The 18,208-nt window shown below is 30.1% G+C and carries 19 protein-coding genes; all 19 read right to left on the minus strand.

The features are described 5' to 3' along the window. Window positions 1-86: 86 nt before the first annotated feature. Window positions 87-398, minus strand: coding sequence for a hypothetical protein (locus tag ACZ5SO_RS08860; RefSeq protein WP_464624081.1), 312 nt, complete (start codon window positions 396-398; stop codon window positions 87-89). A 13-nt stretch (window positions 399-411) separates the two neighbouring features. After that, window positions 412-987: a hypothetical protein gene (locus ACZ5SO_RS08865; RefSeq protein WP_464624082.1), complete on the minus strand. Its 576-nt coding sequence runs from the start codon at window positions 985-987 to the stop codon at window positions 412-414. Window positions 988-996: 9 nt separating this feature from the next. Continuing rightward, on the minus strand, window positions 997-3,510 hold the full coding sequence (locus ACZ5SO_RS08870; RefSeq protein WP_464624083.1) for a hypothetical protein: 2,514 nt from the start codon (window positions 3,508-3,510) through the stop codon (window positions 997-999). Then, complete coding sequence (locus ACZ5SO_RS08875) at window positions 3,511-4,557, minus strand: hypothetical protein (RefSeq protein WP_464624084.1); 1,047 nt, start codon at window positions 4,555-4,557, stop codon at window positions 3,511-3,513. A 17-nt stretch (window positions 4,558-4,574) separates the two neighbouring features. Then, window positions 4,575-6,347 (minus strand): hypothetical protein, encoded by a 1,773-nt coding sequence (locus ACZ5SO_RS08880; protein WP_464624085.1) that lies wholly within the window; start codon window positions 6,345-6,347, stop codon window positions 4,575-4,577. Next, the gene (locus tag ACZ5SO_RS08885) at window positions 6,347-8,674 is read right to left on the minus strand and encodes a phage tail family protein (protein WP_464624086.1); all 2,328 of its coding nucleotides are present in this window, start codon (window positions 8,672-8,674) and stop codon (window positions 6,347-6,349) included. The genes ACZ5SO_RS08880 and ACZ5SO_RS08885 overlap by 1 nt, the downstream gene beginning before the upstream one ends. Before the next feature lie 299 nt (window positions 8,675-8,973). Next, entirely contained in the window at window positions 8,974-9,336 is a 363-nt protein-coding gene (locus ACZ5SO_RS08890) for a hypothetical protein (RefSeq protein ID WP_464624087.1), read from the minus strand. Window positions 9,337-9,341: 5 nt separating this feature from the next. Beyond that, the gene (locus ACZ5SO_RS08895; protein WP_464624088.1) at window positions 9,342-10,301 is read right to left on the minus strand and encodes a phage tail tube protein; all 960 of its coding nucleotides are present in this window, start codon (window positions 10,299-10,301) and stop codon (window positions 9,342-9,344) included. Between the two features lie 11 nt (window positions 10,302-10,312). After that, the gene (locus tag ACZ5SO_RS08900) at window positions 10,313-10,765 is read right to left on the minus strand and encodes a hypothetical protein (protein WP_464624089.1); all 453 of its coding nucleotides are present in this window, start codon (window positions 10,763-10,765) and stop codon (window positions 10,313-10,315) included. Beyond that, on the minus strand, window positions 10,731-11,261 hold the full coding sequence (locus tag ACZ5SO_RS08905; protein ID WP_464624090.1) for a hypothetical protein: 531 nt from the start codon (window positions 11,259-11,261) through the stop codon (window positions 10,731-10,733). Before ACZ5SO_RS08905 ends, ACZ5SO_RS08900 begins: the two co-directional genes overlap by 35 nt. 2 nt (window positions 11,262-11,263) lie before the next feature. Next, the gene (locus tag ACZ5SO_RS08910; protein WP_464624091.1) at window positions 11,264-11,809 is read right to left on the minus strand and encodes a hypothetical protein; all 546 of its coding nucleotides are present in this window, start codon (window positions 11,807-11,809) and stop codon (window positions 11,264-11,266) included. A gap of 52 nt (window positions 11,810-11,861) precedes the next feature. Then, entirely contained in the window at window positions 11,862-12,101 is a 240-nt protein-coding gene (locus ACZ5SO_RS08915; protein ID WP_464624092.1) for a Head fiber protein, read from the minus strand. Window positions 12,102-12,114: 13 nt separating this feature from the next. Continuing rightward, window positions 12,115-13,323: a phage major capsid protein gene (locus ACZ5SO_RS08920; protein WP_464624093.1), complete on the minus strand. Its 1,209-nt coding sequence runs from the start codon at window positions 13,321-13,323 to the stop codon at window positions 12,115-12,117. Between the two features lie 19 nt (window positions 13,324-13,342). After that, entirely contained in the window at window positions 13,343-14,068 is a 726-nt protein-coding gene (locus ACZ5SO_RS08925) for a head maturation protease, ClpP-related (RefSeq protein ID WP_464624094.1), read from the minus strand. Beyond that, entirely contained in the window at window positions 14,010-15,323 is a 1,314-nt protein-coding gene (locus tag ACZ5SO_RS08930; RefSeq protein WP_464624095.1) for a phage portal protein, read from the minus strand. Before ACZ5SO_RS08930 ends, ACZ5SO_RS08925 begins: the two co-directional genes overlap by 59 nt. A gap of 17 nt (window positions 15,324-15,340) precedes the next feature. Beyond that, window positions 15,341-16,942, minus strand: a complete 1,602-nt coding sequence (locus ACZ5SO_RS08935) for a terminase large subunit (protein WP_464624096.1) — start codon at window positions 16,940-16,942, stop codon at window positions 15,341-15,343. 56 nt (window positions 16,943-16,998) lie between these two features. Further along, on the minus strand, window positions 16,999-17,181 hold the full coding sequence (locus ACZ5SO_RS08940) for a DUF5049 domain-containing protein (RefSeq protein ID WP_464624097.1): 183 nt from the start codon (window positions 17,179-17,181) through the stop codon (window positions 16,999-17,001). Further along, window positions 17,174-17,401 (minus strand): DUF4314 domain-containing protein, encoded by a 228-nt coding sequence (locus tag ACZ5SO_RS08945; protein WP_464624098.1) that lies wholly within the window; start codon window positions 17,399-17,401, stop codon window positions 17,174-17,176. The genes ACZ5SO_RS08940 and ACZ5SO_RS08945 overlap by 8 nt, the downstream gene beginning before the upstream one ends. 578 nt (window positions 17,402-17,979) lie before the next feature. Then, on the minus strand, window positions 17,980-18,186 hold the full coding sequence (locus tag ACZ5SO_RS08950) for a hypothetical protein (protein ID WP_464624099.1): 207 nt from the start codon (window positions 18,184-18,186) through the stop codon (window positions 17,980-17,982). Between the last annotated feature and the right edge of the window lie 22 nt (window positions 18,187-18,208).

The following is an 18,208-nucleotide window of genomic DNA, read 5'->3' on the forward strand; positions in this document are numbered from 1 at the left end:
AAACGTACCCTATAGACATAAAAAAAATACCAACCTGAATAAATCAAGTTGGCTTTAATTTGTTACAAATATTTCATTTTTTTGTTTTAATATTTTTTAAGTGTAATTGTATTGGAATTAACAGCTACTGTAGATATCGTTTCTCCTTCTTCATTTTTTACAAAAGCTGTTGAAGCATTATAATAGTAGGATATGTATACCATAGTCATCGCATCTGATAAGCCAACCTCTTCAGCATTCAAAAAAGAAATATTGTAAATCTTATCAGTATCTAAGTTTAGATTTATTAGTGCATTAGTATTAAAATTAAAAGAATAAAGCTTATCCTTCACACTTATACTCGAAAATTCTACATTTAATAATTCTGTCCCTTCTAAAGTTTTTATTATAATTATCATCTTGTTTCCTTTATTAATAAGTTCCAACATTGTGTGTATTTAAATTAGCAGCAGTTAATTCTATCCCTGGGATAAACCCACTTGAAGTTGGGTCAATATAATATCGAAGTGCTTTATTTTCTCCATTACTATTTGGATACATATATGATGAAAAATCCATAGAAGCTGAACCATGTTGATCATCTCGACAATCATAATATAAATAATACCAACCTTCAGATGAGCCAAAGAGTGAAGTTAAATCACTTTTTTTCAGATTACCAGATAGTGAAATGGTTGCATGTTCTGCAGATATTATTGCATATCTATTACCAATAATAACTCCTGTTGCTGTTCTTTTTTCAATCCACATTGTTATCCAAGGGCTATAATTCCCAAACCAATACCATTCAGTAGTAGTAGAAGCCTGCCAAGAGATTAATAAAGGATCATTAATTCCACCACAATCATGATAATAAAATAAGGCATTTCCTATTGAATGATCATCATTTGAATTATTTGGAGCAGTCCATGAAAAGGACCAATTAGCTATAATATTTTCACTATTTAATTTAGCAGCTGTTATTTCATCTCCTACACTCCAACTCATTTAATACCTCTAACTTGCATATACTTTTCCATGAACTTCAGTTGCATTAATTAAATTAATATTTGCTGATTGATAAGGTTTTTCTGATGTTCCAATGACCCTATTATCTCTAATCGGTATAATATGCCCTGTTTCAATTGATTCAATAGAACCAGCTACTATTGCATACATGTTTAATGAATTATATCTGTCCTCTTGAATAAGATTTACTGTATTACCATTACTATCAATTGCTTTAATATAAGAACTAGTTATAAATAATTGAACAAGTTGTGTATCAATGCCATCAATAGATATTGTATGAATTATTCCATCAGTTAAAACTAACCAAGTATCCCTTAAATCATAAGTTATGTAATTATATAAACCTAAAATAAAATCAGTTTTATTCACTTTTGAAATATATGATAAGGAATTAATAGAATTCATGGTTATATTAATATCACTTTTATAATAAGTATTGTTCAAAAAATATTTCTTTTCTTTTCTTGTTGAATCATATAAAGCAAAACTATCAGGTATTCCAGATATATAAACAGAATAGCCAAAATCTATATAATTAATATTTAATGATGCCGCTGCTGTTTTATCTTTGCCATCTTCCTCATATTCATCTCCAAATAAATAAGCTGTTAAAGCCACTGTAATTTGAGTATTATAAGAACTACAATCAATTCTGAAATAACCAGTATAATTAACATCTGTACTGGCTCCTGTTGAAGGGATTATATCAACTTCAGTTCCACCATTTATACTATATTTAAAATTTACATATGCCCCTCTTGATTCAGATGAATAAGCTCCATTATCACTTCCGACAAAGATATATAAATATTCAACCCATGGAGGTATTGTAATAGATGTAATAGGCACTGATAAAAGGTTTTCATTCCTTTGTGAATAAGTTATTTCTACGGCTTCTCTATTATTCAATTCTAAGAAATTTTCTCTACCTCCTCTAAAGGTTTTATGAAATCTAACATAATTAACAGAAGCATTTTGACTACCCCAAAGAGCCCAAGAAGTACCTCTGCATTGTAAAGTTTCATTTGGGAATAAAACAAAATCTACTTCTATTTGAGATATTGAACACAATTCTCTTGGATAAGAGCCATTAATAATTTCCCATACAACTTCATTCATTGTACCATCTAATGTAGCTTTTACTGTTACATATATTGGGTATCCAAAAGTATTAGTCCAAGTATGTAAAACTTTATTATCATGTGCGCTTATTTTTGTTGTATAGGGATTAGTATCGTATAATAAATATTGATCTACATTATTTGTTTTAAAAAAATAATCATAAGGTATTCCATTGAGTGTTATATTATAATTATTTCTATTAATATGGTTTGAGTCAAATTGATTAAAAAAATCATTAGATAGCCATTCATTTTGTGCTAAAGAATAATTTATTGTTGCTCCATTTTTTTGGTCAATTGTTTTTAATGCTTTATGAACAATTTGTTCTGCAGTTATTTTATTAACATCAGCATTAATCATTGTGGAGCCATTAAAATATGATTTCCCATTACCTTCAATTTTCCAGCCACTTATTGGATATCCATTTTCATCTAATCCTGACCAGTTCGCTTGCATAGATCCATCAGTATTTAAAGTTATTCCATCTTTAAATAACTCAGGTTTATCTAATTTATTATTTAACGTTCCTTCAATATTGTTTTCTGAGATTCTTAGAGAATTTAAAAACTGTCCATTATTTGCTAATAAGGAATTTACTAAAAGCGTAGAAACAACAAGAGTTTGATAAAAGCTTTTCAGTTCAAGAGCATCTAACCAATTCTCAAAATCATTAGAAGAAATATTTCCTTGCTTAAATATTTTCATAAAAGCTTTTTGAAAATATGAATCAATTGGTTCATATGAAGTTATTGCTGCTGTTTTAACTTGTCCCTCTGAATCAATTACAAACTCGCCAATTTTAAGATAAGAATAATTAATCATTGCTGAATGTCTAGTTGTTATTAATGTGCTATTTTCATAGTCTATTATATTAATTGTTTGCACAATATTGTTGTTATAAGTCGTTTCTCCTAATTCCAATTTACAAAATTTAATTTCACTAGTATTAAGATTCGCAATAATTATTCCATCCCCTCCTTTTGTGAAAGACTTTGAAGTTTCAGTAATATTTACTTGAGTTCCGTTATAGTCAATAAATCCAATATTTTGTAAAGGTTTTATATTAATTGTATTTAACTCAAAAACAACAGCTAATTTACCGGTTTCTCCTTCAGGTCCATTTTCTCCTAGGTCCCCTTTATCTCCTGTTATTGAATATGGTGTAAGTATTTTTATAGTTGAATTAGAATAAGTAATTACTTCTCTTTTCCAAAGTATCTCACCTTCATTTCGTTGAGGGGGTGAAACACTCCAATTTGAAGTAGGCTCAATGTCCCTAGAATTACTTATAGAAAATTGTTCTTCAATTGATAAAACAGATAATCCATCTTCACCATCAACAATATTAATTAAAGTAATGCTGGAACTAGCTTTCATTTATGCTACCTCACAATAAAATGTAGATTTAATATCAACCTCTTCATGTGAAACAGATATTGCTTTTTTCTTAGTTGCAACTATTGAACCAGTAGCTACAGCAACTGGAGAGAAGGATGCATCAGGATTCCCATCTTTATCATTTTTCCACCAATTATAAACTAAAGAACTTCCTGTTGTATCAATCTCAACTCCATTTTGATAAACTTTACATATAAGAATAGTGGATCCACTATTATTCTTAAAAAAACTACCAGCGGTAGATTCTATTACTGATTGATAAGGATCTGATACATCTAAAATTGATACCCCTTCAGTTGTAAAAATTTGATTGTATGTATCAGAAGAGGAGTCTGTATCACTTATATGACATCTAAACATTGCAAAACTATTAACCATAGAGGGAGTAACACTTAATATATTTGTACTTCCTGTTACAGAGGTCCAGGTACTTCCATTTGTTGATTTCTCCCAAGAATAGGATAAATTTGTTGTATCAGTTGTTGTTCCTCTAATAAGTTCAGCTTTAATTTTTAAAGAAGAAGGTGCTCCATTTTTAAATTGAGAGCCATCTAGAGTATATGCTCTAGCTACTACAAAAGAGGTACCATTAGCAACCCTTGATAAAGTAATACTTACTTCAACAGGAAAAGTTAAATTTAAAATAGTATCTAAATATGACCCACTAAATTTATAATCAATTTGCCAAACATCACCTACCAATTTATCCTCTGCTACAGTTAGAGCTCCTGTTGCTGAATTTATAGTTTCTCCATTTTGGCCACTTATAACAGCTATCCAATCTCCTCCTGAAGCCCTTCTCTTCCATCCTTTATTAGTCATTTCTGTTAATAAACTGGTTGCACTCCCAGCCTTTATAACTTTAGGGGATAAAATAAGAGAGGTGTCTCCGCCCCAAGAAGGATGCAGATTTTGGTTTGCAGTATCGTAAAGAGAAGTCAAAGGCAAATTAGAATCAATGCCCGTGATTAATGAAATACCATCAGTGTAATCCATGATGGTAAAAGATGCTGAGGTTTTACTCATTATTTGTTTCTCCTAATTTAAATATTTTCTAAATCAACTTCACAAAAAAAGACTGTACGTCCTATACAGTCTTCTGATTCTATTAATATTGATTTTTTATAAAGTGCTTTCGATGAAGTATTGAAAGCTTCATCACTTTTTTCATTGTCAGTCTTCCTAACCCATTTGAAGCGATAATATTCAAGTGCCTCTGTTATATCGATAGTATTTTTGTAAACCTTACAAGATAGGGTTGTATTTATTGAATTTGCTCTAAAAAGAGTCCCATTTGAAGATTCGATTACTACACTAAAAGATTTTCCATCTTCACCCTTAGTTTCCCTTTGGGCTTTTGCTAAGCTTTGATAATAAACATTTTTTGTTAAATCAAATTTACTTATCCCAACAGCTAAGTATTTTATAATATCACTTTGATCAGTAAAGGTTTTTGCATAAATTAATACATTAACTTTTAAACCCGAATATAAGTTGTCAAATAGGGTTATTACACTTCCATTTTCTAAATCTTCAGTTGAATAAAATTCATATTTGGTATTTGAATACTTATTATATTGTGAAATTAAATTAGCATGCTTACTTGCCAAATCTTGTGAGTGAATATATTTTACTTCTTCACATATTATTGAACTGGAGCTATCACTGTTTTGAGATATCGTATCAGTTGTACTAATAAGGTTCGTATCTTTTACAAAAATAATATCAGCTATTGCATCAAGCTGGGTAATATAATAAGGAATAGATCCATTATTTTTTATATCAATTAATAAATTAGTTCCACCAGCACTATCAATTATTCCTACCACATTTCCACTTTGAGATTTTAATATCGTAGAAACATTTTCAACTGATAAGATTTCATTACTTCCTACTATTTCAGTTTCGCTTTTAGCATTACAGGCTTGAACTAGAGAGGGACTTCGAAAAGTATTATCACTTTCGATTTCATCATAAATTTCAACCCCATCAAAATGCTCATTAGGCTTAAGTGAAAAATAACAATAGGGATGAGAATCATCTTTACCCGTTGTATTTCTATAAATTAAATAATTATCAGAGGTACCTAGTCTAGTATAGGTAACTTTTGCACCATTATATTTTCTTATATCTTTCTTAATATTTATTGCAGAATTGCCAACACAATATAAATAATCTTTATCTATTACTCTTAAGTTTTCAGTTGAGAGACATTCAATTTTATGAACTAAAAGATTTCCATATTCATTAAAATAATAAACATACCCTAATTCATATAATATTTGATCTATTATATCCTTGCAGGTTGTACCACTCTCAACTTTTTTGGTGACTGTATCTAAAATTATCTCACAATCTTGTGCTATTGAAACTCTAGCAACATTACATATTTCATATATTGCCATATAGGCTGATGAATTAATTAGATATTCCCCATCTTCTATAAAAGATTTAACAAGCAATTTAGTGCCAACATCCTCAATCGTGAGATTTAATACACTTTCCCCTGTTGAAGTAATAGACCAGTTATAATTTGAAGAAAGATAACCTGTAAAAATAGTCTTACTTCCATCTTTTAATACAGCTTTTATATCTCCATTTGTTACAATAATATCTTCTATACTTGAGCAAGTTTTATATAATTGAAGAGATATTTGATTTGACGAAGATTTCAATCCATTTAATAATTGATACTTAAAACTAAGGGAGGGAAAGACAATATTATTACTATTTATTACTTGATTAAGCTCGTGATTAAACTGAATATCATTTTCTAAAAAGGTTAAATAAAGAGTTGGATTATTAAGTTTTGCCATTATACAGATACTCCATAATAATTGAGTTCTTCAAACTGATTTTTGATCATCATTGCAAAAGCTCTCATCCCACCTTCTCCTACAATAGGTGCTTGTTGATAGATATTTATTGTTACTTGAGTTCCCCCCTGATACCCAGCACTACTAACAGCGGTATTAGTTGCAACAGAATCAGTCGCTGTTGTATCTTGATTAGAAAAAGAATCAATAGCATTTAACCTATCAGATAATCCACTAAAGGCATCGGAGGTGAATTTACCAGGAGTGGTTCCATAACTTTTTTTACTACTAAAGGGATGTGATAAATTATAAATTGTAACACCTATTGCTTCTCCTAGATATTTTATCCAAGAGCCTAACCACGAAAACAAATCAGCAAGGAACTGAACAGGCGACATCAATATAGTAAAAGCTTTAGCAACCAATATAAGTATTGGAAGGAGTGCTTCTATTACTCCTGATAATACTAAAAACAAAGGCTCAAGGGACTGAATAATAGGAGATAATACAGCAAAGATAACATTAGCAATTACAGAGAAAACTTTATGAAGTTCATCTAATAATGGAAGGGTTGTAGAAGCTAAGGCTTCTCCAATCCAAGTAAAGGCATCTATTAAAGGAGCAAATACAGAATTTAAAGCGGGCTCCATAACAGAAACAAATCCACCTATTATTGTAAGCAAGATATTAAGTGGATTAACAACCTGCATAACTATATCTATAAGGGGCATGATAGCAGATACTAAACTTCCAACTCCTCCTAACATTTCTTTGGAAATAGAATCAAATATTGAAGTTCCTTGACCTTTAAAAATGCTCGTAAAAACTGTAAAAATTTTATCATTTAAAGATGTTGATATTTTATCTCTAAATGAAAACTCCTCGTCTTTTTCTGTATTATTAGTATTATCTACTGTAGGATTAGAAGCTATATTTTGAGCTATTTCTTCTAACACCTCACTTTGATCTGCTGCATCTGAGTGTTTCTTTATCACCTCTAAATCAGGCATGACAATTTCATTTAAAGCAGTTTTAAAATCATCACTAATTCCACCATAAATATCAGAAATAGCAGATACATTATTTGAGTTAATTACTTTTGCACTATCAACTGCAGATAAAACATAATCTTTTAAGATAGGTCCTATATTTTCAAAAGATTTATCAGCTTGTTTTTTACTGCTTTCAGCTCTCTCTTTTATAACATCCCCACCAAAGTCTATAGATTCAAGCTTATTTCCTAATTTAAAGATTTTACCAATCCAAGTACCTTGAATTTTTTCACCAGCACTATTAATAACATTTTGAATAGCATTTAATATGGAAGATTCAATATTTGCAGCAATGTAAACAATCCAATTAAGAATACCTGCTACTAATTGAGTTAGCATTTGAGGAATTGCTCCAAAAACTGCTTTTAACATTTCCATTAAAAGTATTCCAATATTTTTAATAGCTGTAATAAATATTATTTTAATAGAATTCCATTCAAAGGTTTTCTTTACCATTTCCCACAAAGTAGAAAGAGTTAAACTAAATACTTTAGGAAAATTTTTAATAACTGCACCAATATATATAGTGATTTTATTTATTCTCTGACCTAAATCTTCAAAGCCTGTATCAAGTTTAGCAATCCAAGGACCAAAATTAAAATCTATAACACCACCGATTTTTTCTTTAATATCCCCCCAGGTTTCACTCATATTTTTTAAGTGTTGATTTGCATCCCCTTCAGCTATTTTATCAGAGTAATCACCTAGTTTTTCAATAACTAAATCAATTGCAGCACCCTGGCTCAATTCTTCTTTGGTAACTCCATCAAGATTAACACCTAATCTCTCTAATTGAGTTGTTGTTCCGTTAAAGGTATTTAATAAAGTAGTCATTGAAGATTTTAAATCTTTACCAGTTACATTTGATAAAGATACTGCAGCAGTTGAAATACTATTAATTTCATCAGAGCTTTTACCAAGAGCAGCAAGCTCTGCTACCATCTCTTCAATGTCCCCATTAGCTGTTAAGGTCTTCTTAGCTAAGGTATCAACAGTTTCAACAACTGAGTTGTAGGCTGCAGTATCTCCAAGTGCAATTGCTAATTGTTTATATGCTCTATTGGCTTCACCAAAGTCTTCAGTTAAAGCTGTTTTACAGGCTGACCCTAATTTTTGAATTGCAGCTATAGCTGCAGTTACGGCAAAGGCTGATTTAAGAGTAGATCCAAACTTTGATACTGTATTTTTTAGAGCAGACAAATCATTAGCAGCAGATTTTGTAGCTTGGCCTATATTGTTTTGACCTTTAATTATTACTTTTGCTTGTGTTGCCATTTCTATACCCCAAAAAAAATACCAGCATGAAGCTGGCTATTTACTCTTTTGTTTTATTTTTTGCATTTTCTCATACAAAAACTTTCTATAATTTAATTGGATTAATTTTAGTATTTGCATACTCATATAAGGCTGATTCATGATTGAGCCCTCAAAAGGGAGAGATCTAAAATCCCCTGTTTCACTATCACAAATAGGAAGATAAATATCAGTTATATAAAATAACCAATGCTTATATTCATTAAATAATTCTTGATTTCTCCTACCATTAAAGACCTCAATACAAAGAGAAGATAAAGCTATCCTATCTTCTCTGCTCGGGTAAAAAAACTTGCTTTAGTATAAGAGTCCACAACCTTTACTGTTAAATCTAAGGAGTCAAAAATAATTGAAGTTACATCCTTTTCTGACATTTTCTTTTGTGCTTTTTCATCTTCATAAAAGTTATGATCTATTAAGATTAATGGTAACAATTCTCGAAATAGAATTAATATATCATTTTCACTTTTTTCTGATGCATCTTTTAATTTAAGCATTTCAATTGTAGGTAATTCTTTTAATACAATATAAGCTTCATCATCTTTTTCTAAACCTACATTAGTTCCAATTTCTATTTTTACTTTTTGAACACAATTATTATAATTTTTTGATTTAATAAACATATTTCTTAATCTCCATAAGGTGTTGCTGTTTTATCTGTGATATTTACTTCAATTGGCTCTGTATCTCCAACGGATAGTGCTTCTCCTGAAATAGATGCTGTTAGTATTCCAGTTCCTCCTATATTTGCAGATACATCATTGACTGATAGGTTTGGAATAATTACTTCAATTTTATAATCTGAAATAGAGGAAGCAAAAGTTAATATTACTTCTGTCTTATTTTCTGTTATTAGATAATTTGATTTAAAATCTTCAATTGCACTACTATAAGGTATTTCAAAATCAAGAGTTACACTTCTCTTTCCATGCTGAGGTTGTCCTGAATATAATCCTGATGAGTAAGTTTTAGGGGATTCTTCTAATGCATTATCAATTTTTAGAGAGGCACTTGAAATATCAAAAACACTTCCTCCAACACTAAAGGTTGCACTTATACATTTGTAAGATGGAATACTAAAATTAGGTATTGAAGTATTTAAAGAACCTGTTTCTTCTCTTACCCCTTTTATATCAATACTACCTTTTACAAAATCTCCAGCAGCACAAGTTAAGGAAAAGGATGAAATTGTACATCCAGGATATTTTTTAACAACCGCTTTTCTATCAATTACAATTGTAGTTGAAGGTAGATTTTGATTTACATCACATAAATAAAGGTTATGTTTATACCATTCACTTTCATCTATTTGAGTACAAGTATCATTTCCACCTAGTGCTAAATGAAATAATAGTCCTGCAAACTCAGGTCTTAAAATAAAACTAATAGAGCCATCAACTCCAATTGATAATAGGTCTCTACTAGAGGGTGTTTTACTTGCTAAAAGAGATCCTTCATCCCCTTTTGAAACTGATACACTTATTCCTTCATTTGTATGATTTATTAAAGTAGTAGGATTAGCACTTATTGCAAATCCACTTTCTTTTCCAAATTGAATAGTAGTTCCACTACCTGTTATAAAAGCCATTTCTACTTCCTTTAAAATTCTTTAGACCACATAAGTTCCAATCTAACTTCAATTGCACTAATGTTTGCAATTTCTGATACTGCTGGATAGTAGTCCATATCTGTAATTTTTATAAAATCTATAAAACCATCTAGGCTTTGATTGTTTTTTAACATCCCATAAAGTGCTGAATAATAAGCAAACACTCTCTTTATTAACTCTTGTGATTTTGCACCTTTACACAAAATAAAGATCTTAATATTCATAGTAGCCATATCACTATTAATACTAAGTTCTTCTAAGGTTTCATAATCTGGTTGAATATAAAACATATTATTTTTTCTCATATTATCAATATCTGGAAAATCAATTTTTATATTCATATCTGTTATTTGTGCTAATGTAACTTCTTGATCATAATAAGAAGCTAATTTATTAATTATTACGGATTTAAGTTTTTCTAGAACTTGTATTTCTGTTTTCATTTTTCTTTTCTATCTTTGCTATTTCTTTTTGAACCAATTTATCAAGCTTTTCTTTATAAGCTGTTGATTTTAGATAATCATTTACAGGTTTTTCTACAAAGTTTCTTTCAGGTAATTTTACGCTGTGAACTTTTTTCCATTTCCCATCTATCTGAAAGGTTAGATAACCATTATCCTTTGCTCTAATTTCAGAGCCTTTAGAAAGAGCATATCCATAAAATACATTATTCTCAGCTTGCGCTTTTGCTTCAATAATTACAGCCTTTCCACTTTTAATTACTCTCTTTGAAATACTTTTATAAAGAGTTCCAGTGCGTTTTTTTAAACCACTACTTTTATAGCCTTTTTTAACTTTGTTTTTTGCATCAGTACCGATTCCAGAGAGTAATCTTCTCATAATTGTTTTCTGTTTTGCACCTAAATCATTTAGCATATTTAGAGGGTCTGTTATATCTGATTCTATTGAAAAAAAATCTGTATTTGATTTCTGTCTCATATTTAAAACCTTACAATTCTTAATATATCCAAAGGCTGCAAGTATTTTCTATAATTACTATAGTTAATAAAAGTTCTACTATTATCAGAAAAACTCTTACCAGTTAAACCAATATTACCATTTGTTTCAGAGAGCATTAGTGTTGCTATTCTTAAAATTGAAAGTTTAATTACACTTGGCATGTTGTTATCATTCCATCCAGCTTTAAAACTTAATAAAATATTATCAACACCTTTTTTGAAAGGCATTTTATAATCAGTAAAATAGATATAATCATCGTTATAATTAAATTTATTTGTATCAAAAGTTGAATCATTAATAGAAACTGAATAAAGAGAAGTGATAGGACGAGAGGGTAAATATAATCTCTTTTTATCGTTCCCTGAAATTAATACATCAACATACTCTTGCTCAGTTGGATCAAAACCTAAGTAGCCTTTTATTACTTCTTCAGCAGAAGATAAAAAAGATTCTTTTAAAAGAATAGCTGATTCATTATCTTCATAATTTCCAGTATAGGAATTAAATAAATCTAAACTTACAATCATTTCATACCCCCATAAAAAAACACCTTAGATTTCTCTAAAGTGTTTGTTATAACTATACTTTTAGCAGTCCAACTTCTCTTAATTTAGAAAAAAGTAAGTTAAAATCATTTTTTAAAGCTTTTACAGTTTCAGCAGTACTATCTTCAAGATTATCTATTTCTTTAAAAGTTGAAAGGCCCTTAATATTAGAACCTTCTTCAATTATTATATTTGCAGTGGAGGTGATTTTTACATCACCCCCAAGTACAATAGTATCTCCACCATCTTCTTTATAATTTTTTGAATTATTCATCAATTTATCCTTACTAAGCTACTTTTTGTTGAAGTACTTTAACTGCTTCTGGAAGAATTAGTTTTCCATCTACTCTTTGAGAACCTAAGAAACCAACCTGACCACTTGGTGCATATAATTCACCTAAGCGTTTAAAGACTCTACCTTGTCTATCAGCAATCCAATAATATGAGAAGTCCCCAAATACAACACTCTTATTTCCAGCAGTTAATTCAGGCATAAAAGAAGAGGTTTGAACAGGTCTATTTAAAATACTGTCAGGAGTTCCTGCAGTTACTGATGGTTGCCAAATGTACTGACCATTTCCATCTTTTAATTTTCTTAAAGCTTTAATAGTTGTATCATTTACAATCCAAGTTGCATTCTTTCTATATGGTGATTTTAAGGAATAATATAAATCTATAATTTCATCAAATTTAATACCTGAATCCAAAGAGGATGTTACTCCAATTTGAGCACCCCCTGTTGTTGCTAAAATACCTAATGGTTTTCCACTTCCATCCCCAATGAAGAAAGCTTCTTCTTCTTTTGCTCCAATTCTTCTTCCAAATTCTTTTGCAATATATCCCTCTAAATCAAATACATTATCATTGATCAATTCTTCAGATACTTTAATCATTGTACCAACTTTATGAGCACCAATACTTACTTGACCAAAGGCATCATCACTTTCAGGATAAGCTCCCCCTTCATCAATCCAGGATGCACTCCCTTTTGAAGCTACAATAGGGATTTTTTTATCACCACTTGCTGTATTCATTTTATGAGCAATTGTTCTAAAGATATTCTCTTCTTCTAATGCTTCAACAAGCCTTCTCTCAAATTCATCTGGAACTAAATATCCACCTTCGGTATCAACTCCAATTCTTAGTGCATTTCTAATCTCAGGAGTTACAATTCCATCTCTTGCTCTAATTTGTTTCCAGAAAGCAGAAGCATATTCACCACTATCTCTTCCCATCTTTTTAGAGTTTTCCATATCACCAGGCTTAGAAGTAATAGGAGAATTGATTGGAGCATTTAATTCTCTTTCAATTTTATCTAATCTTTCTTGTCTTTCAATTTCTTTTCCAAGATTTACAATCTCATTTTCCATTCTTTCATAAGTTTGCGTATCTTCACTGGAAAGCATATTATTTTCATTTCTATGAGAGTCTAAAAACTTTTTAGCTTTCTCCCAAACACCAGCTCTTTGTTCTCTTAATTCATTAGCTTTATTCATAAATCATATCTCCTATTTATTATGGTTTAATTAAAAATAATCTCTTCTCTAATTCGTTTATTGATACACCTGTTTCAATTTTTTCTTGAGAAGTCTTTCTGTATTTATTTGTTATTTTGTTTATTAATTTTGATTCAACAGCTTTTCCTGAATAGGAATAACTATCTTCAATATTTGTTTTTTTAGAATCTTCTAATAACCCATCTGCAAATCCAAGTTCTATTGCTTTATTTGCATTCATCCACGTTTCACTATCCATCAGCTTACTAAGCTTTGCTCTTGGTTGGTTAGTCTTTAATTCATAAGCATTGATTATGCTCTCTTTTACTTGATTAAGCATATCAATAGCTTTTTGCATATCTTCATGATTTCCAAAAGCTACAGTCATTGGGTTATGAATCATCATAAGAGCAGTTGGGGCTAATAATACTTTAGTTCCAGCCATTGCAATTACAGATGCAGCAGAAGCAGCTATTCCATCAATCTTTATTGTTATATTAAATGGATAATCCATAAGCATTGAGTATATTTGACTTGCGGCAATACAATCTCCACCCGGAGAATTTAACCATATAACTAGATCCCCATCCTCAGAAAACAATTCTTCTTTAAATAGTTTTGGAGTTACATCATCATCAAACCAACTATCCTCAGCAATTGTTCCATTTATTGATAAAACTCTTACTTTATTTTCGTTTTCTACTTGGTTTTTCCAAATCCAGAACTTCTTGTTCTTCACTACCATTATCCTCCGTGTTTGTACTTTCTTTATTGGCATATATTCCAGCCATATTTAAAGGAAGCATATTTCCATTAACGAGATAGAGATTACCTCCATCTTCATCAGATATTTTATTTAAATTTTCTAACTCTCTAATATCATTTGCACTCATCCACCCATTCTGTCTTGCAGTGGCATACCCATTCATACGGCTTTGATAATCTCCTCTTAAGAGACCTTCTACATTGAATTTTATAAAGTATTTTTTCTTATCTTCTTTGTTAAATAGAATTCTAGATAACGACTGCTCCCATCTAATTACCCAAGGATCTAATGTGTATTTAACAAATTCTAAGGATTGTTGCTCAATATTAGAAAAACTTGACTTCTCTAAATCCCCAACCATATGAGGAGGAACTCTGAAAATTCTAGCTATTTCATTAATTTGAAATTTTCTTGTTTCTAAAAATTGTGCTTGCTCAGGAGAGATAGAGATTGGAGTGTATTTCATACCCTCTTCAAGTACTGCAACTTTTCCAGTATTTGAAGAACCCCCAAATTGTCCTTGCCATGTTTCTCTAACTCTTTTAGGGTCTTTTAAAGAACCAGGATGCTCAAGAACACCACTAGGAGCTGCTCCGTTTGCAAAGAAAGATGCTCCAAATTCTTCACAAGCTATAGCCATTCCAATAGCATTTTTAGCCATTGCGATTGGAGAGTATCCAACCAAGCCATCAAAGCCAAGACCTGGAATATGTAATACTTCACTAGGATCCAATATTACAGTTGTACCTTTTAGAGTATTAGTATCACCATCTCTTTTTGTATATTGATAATAAAGATTTCCATATTTATCTCTATCAACTACCATTCTATCAGGCATTAATGGGTATAGAGCTATAACTTCCCCTTTACCATTTCTAATTATTTGTGAGTAAGCATTACCCCATAATAGTAAATGAGTCATTAAGGTTTCTCTGAATATAAAACTTGTCATTTCAGGATTTGGCTCATCATGTAATAAGAAATAAAGAGGATGATCAACGGCTTTTAATGTATTATTATTCTCTCCATAGTGATATAAATGTAGAGGAAGTCCTGCTATTGCTTCTGATAAAATTCTTACACAAGAATAAACAGCAGTCATTTGCATACTAGTTCTTTCATTTACAGGTTTTCCTGAAGTTGTTCCTCCAAAAAGAAAATTAAACGAGGAGCCATTAATACTATTTTTAGGTTTATCTCGTGCTCTCTTTTTAAAGTTTGGCAAAAATTGCATTATATTTCACTCCAAATTTAGATAAATAAAATACCTCTGCCATCATAAACAGAAGTATTATTTACATTTTCACATCTTATTGCTCTATCCAGTGCCATTATTGTTGCAACAGCACCATCTATCTTTTCAGTTGATTTTTCTTTATCAGGTTTTATATTACCTGCAGGATCTCGTCTTATAAAAATATTATCCATCATCCATCTTAAAACGGGATGTTTACCATGTGCTAATTTCTTCTCTAATACAAGCTTCATTAACTCTTTAGTTGGAGGACTCATATCTTTAAATCCTTGACCAAAAGGCACTACAGTAAAGCCCATACCCTCTAGGTTCTGAACCATTTGAACAGCACCCCATCTATCGAAGGCAATTTCTTTTATATTATATTTTGTCCCTAATTCTTCTATGAATTTTTCAATATAACCATAGTGAACAACGTTGCCTTCTGTTATTTCTAAATGGCCAGTTTTTAACCACACATCATATGGAACATGATCTCTTCGTACCCTTAAATCTAAACATTCTTCAGGAATCCAAAAATAAGGTTTGATAATATATTTGTCATCCTCATCAATGGGTGGAAAAACTAAAACAAAAGCTGTTATATCTGTGGATGATGATAAATCTAATCCACCATAACAAACTCTACCATTAAGAGAGTTATTATCAATTTTAAATCCACATAAATCCCATTTATTCATTGGCATCCATCTAACCGTTTGTTTTACCCACTGATTCAATCTTAGCTGTCTAAATGAATTCTCTTCTCCTGGATTTTGTCTTGCGCTATCGCATGCAGATTGAACCTTATCAAAGCCTATAGTCTCACCAATTGAAGGGTTTGCTTTAATCCAAGTTTTTCTTTTTGTCCAATCATCCTCTTCACTTGCTCCATATATTACAGGATAAAAAGTGCTATCTATTTTTCTACCCTCTATCAAATCAATTGCTTTTTGATGTTGCTCATAACATATTGAGTGAGTATCTGTTCCAGCTGTTGTTATTAAAAAGAATAATGGTTGAGTTCTTGCATCGCCTGAGCCTTTTGTCATTACATCAAATAGTTTTCTATTTGGTTGTGTATGCAGTTCATCAAAAACAACTCCATGTACATTAAAGCCATGTTTTGAATAAGCTTCAGCAGATAATACTTGATAAAAACTATTAGTTGGAAGATAAATTATTCTCTTTGTAGCTGTTAGTATTTTTACTCTTCTACTCAAGGCTGGGCACATTCTAACCATATCAGCAGCAACTTCAAAAACAATAGAAGCTTGCCCTCTATCCGCTGCACACCCATATACTTCAGCTCTCTCTTCAAAGTCCCCACATGTTAATAGTAGAGCAACAGCTGCTGCTAATTCACTTTTGCCATTCTTCTTTGGAATTTCAATATAAGCTGTATTAAATTGTCTATACCCATTTGGCTTAATAATTCCAAATAGATCTCTTATTATTTGCTCTTGCCAATCTAATAATTCAAAAGGCTTTCCCGCCCATATGCCTTTTGTATGACTTAAACAATTTATAAAATTAACTGCATAGTCAGCTTTTTCTTTATCATAGATTGAGTCCTTTGCTTCAAACTTGGTTGCTTTGTATTTCTTTAATTTTTTCATAATATTTAGACACAAAAAAAGACCCCATAGGGCCTTAAAAAAATGGATAACTTTTATTAAAGCTTTCCATTTATTATAAAAGTAATATACTCTCTTTTATCATCACTATTTTCAATATAATTTTTTAATTCTATTAAATCTAGTTCTTCTACTATAAATCTAACATTTTTTATATCAAACATATTAGTTAAACATGTATCACGAACTCTCAATATTTGCTCTTTAATAATCTCAGTCATTGCTTACCTTCATAATTCTATCAACTCCGTATATAACTCCAAGAGTTGAGCCTGTTTCCCATTTAACATGTATAGTTCCTGTATCATCAACATGAAATACTCTACCTAAAGTTCCCTTTTTAGGAGCTTGTAAATCTTCCATACTAAGCAATTTAACAATAGTTCCTGAAGGGTATTGTTCTCTAAGATAATCTAAATGATTTTTAGTAATAGTTCTCATAAAATTATAATCTCCTATACATGTATATATCACTCTAAAGGGAGATATTATCAAGTTGAATATTAAGATTATTCAATTTATAATTATATTAAAAATTCACTAAAAAGGTATAACATGTCAAACATTCTTATAATTTCAGAAAAGTATAAATTTCAATTTTTAAATGTAATAAAGCCAACTTTTGATGAACAAAGTAATCTAATTTCCTATTCACCTCAAAATAGATACAGTAATAAAAAAAATCTTCGACTTAATAAAAATGGATAAGGTTCCTTTTGTAAATTTAAATTGAATATACCAAAAGACTCAGGGGTATATTTATGGGAAGTAAATAAAACTATTATTTATATTGGTGAATCTAAAAATTTATACAAGCGTTTCAATAATGGTTATGGAAACATTTCTCCAAGAAACTGTTTTATTGGGGGGCAATCTACAAATTGTAAGATGAATAAAATAGTTAAATATTTTTATGAAAAAAATCTTAATATAAAAATTTACTATTTATTAACTACTGATTACAAATTTATAGAAAAAGATTTAATACAAGAAAATTCACCTATATGTAATATTAACGATTATAATAAATCAATTGAGTTAATTGAATCTAGTACAATTTGCAATTGATTATTATATAGATTCATTTCATATCTATATAATGGTAACTCATATTCACCATAATTTAATAACTTATCAACATTCTCTTCATTGATATAATACTTATTATTTTCATAATTCCAATTCAATTTAGGAAATTTAGGTATTTCAGGAAGTTTTGGTATCATATTTATTAGTATAGGAGTTGAA

Source organism: Pleomorphochaeta naphthae (assembly GCF_055396005.1).

Bases quoted from the DNA above. Each gene is read 5' to 3' on its own strand.
- ACZ5SO_RS08860 (WP_464624081.1), bottom strand. From the start codon at position 398: ATGATAATTATAATAAAAACTTTAGAAGGGACAGAATTATTAAATGTA.
- ACZ5SO_RS08900 (WP_464624089.1), bottom strand. From the start codon at position 10,765: ATGAAAACAGAAATACAAGTTCTAGAAAAACTTAAATCCGTAATAATT.
- ACZ5SO_RS08875 (WP_464624084.1), bottom strand. From the start codon at position 4,557: ATGAGTAAAACCTCAGCATCTTTTACCATCATGGATTACACTGATGGT.
- ACZ5SO_RS08930 (WP_464624095.1), bottom strand. From the start codon at position 15,323: ATGCAATTTTTGCCAAACTTTAAAAAGAGAGCACGAGATAAACCTAAA.
- ACZ5SO_RS08940 (WP_464624097.1), bottom strand. From the start codon at position 17,181: ATGACTGAGATTATTAAAGAGCAAATATTGAGAGTTCGTGATACATGT.
- ACZ5SO_RS08945 (WP_464624098.1), bottom strand. From the start codon at position 17,401: ATGAGAACTATTACTAAAAATCATTTAGATTATCTTAGAGAACAATAC.
- ACZ5SO_RS08910 (WP_464624091.1), bottom strand. From the start codon at position 11,809: ATGATTGTAAGTTTAGATTTATTTAATTCCTATACTGGAAATTATGAA.
- ACZ5SO_RS08885 (WP_464624086.1), bottom strand. From the start codon at position 8,674: ATGGCAACACAAGCAAAAGTAATAATTAAAGGTCAAAACAATATAGGC.
- ACZ5SO_RS08890 (WP_464624087.1), bottom strand. From the start codon at position 9,336: ATGTTTATTAAATCAAAAAATTATAATAATTGTGTTCAAAAAGTAAAA.
- ACZ5SO_RS08935 (WP_464624096.1), bottom strand. From the start codon at position 16,942: ATGAAAAAATTAAAGAAATACAAAGCAACCAAGTTTGAAGCAAAGGAC.
- ACZ5SO_RS08895 (WP_464624088.1), bottom strand. From the start codon at position 10,301: ATGGCTTTTATAACAGGTAGTGGAACTACTATTCAATTTGGAAAAGAA.
- ACZ5SO_RS08905 (WP_464624090.1), bottom strand. From the start codon at position 11,261: ATGAGACAGAAATCAAATACAGATTTTTTTTCAATAGAATCAGATATA.
- ACZ5SO_RS08870 (WP_464624083.1), bottom strand. From the start codon at position 3,510: ATGAAAGCTAGTTCCAGCATTACTTTAATTAATATTGTTGATGGTGAA.
- ACZ5SO_RS08880 (WP_464624085.1), bottom strand. From the start codon at position 6,347: ATGGCAAAACTTAATAATCCAACTCTTTATTTAACCTTTTTAGAAAAT.
- ACZ5SO_RS08865 (WP_464624082.1), bottom strand. From the start codon at position 987: ATGAGTTGGAGTGTAGGAGATGAAATAACAGCTGCTAAATTAAATAGT.
- ACZ5SO_RS08920 (WP_464624093.1), bottom strand. From the start codon at position 13,323: ATGAATAAAGCTAATGAATTAAGAGAACAAAGAGCTGGTGTTTGGGAG.
- ACZ5SO_RS08950 (WP_464624099.1), bottom strand. From the start codon at position 18,186: ATGATACCAAAACTTCCTGAAATACCTAAATTTCCTAAATTGAATTGG.
- ACZ5SO_RS08925 (WP_464624094.1), bottom strand. From the start codon at position 14,068: ATGGTAGTGAAGAACAAGAAGTTCTGGATTTGGAAAAACCAAGTAGAA.
- ACZ5SO_RS08915 (WP_464624092.1), bottom strand. From the start codon at position 12,101: ATGAATAATTCAAAAAATTATAAAGAAGATGGTGGAGATACTATTGTA.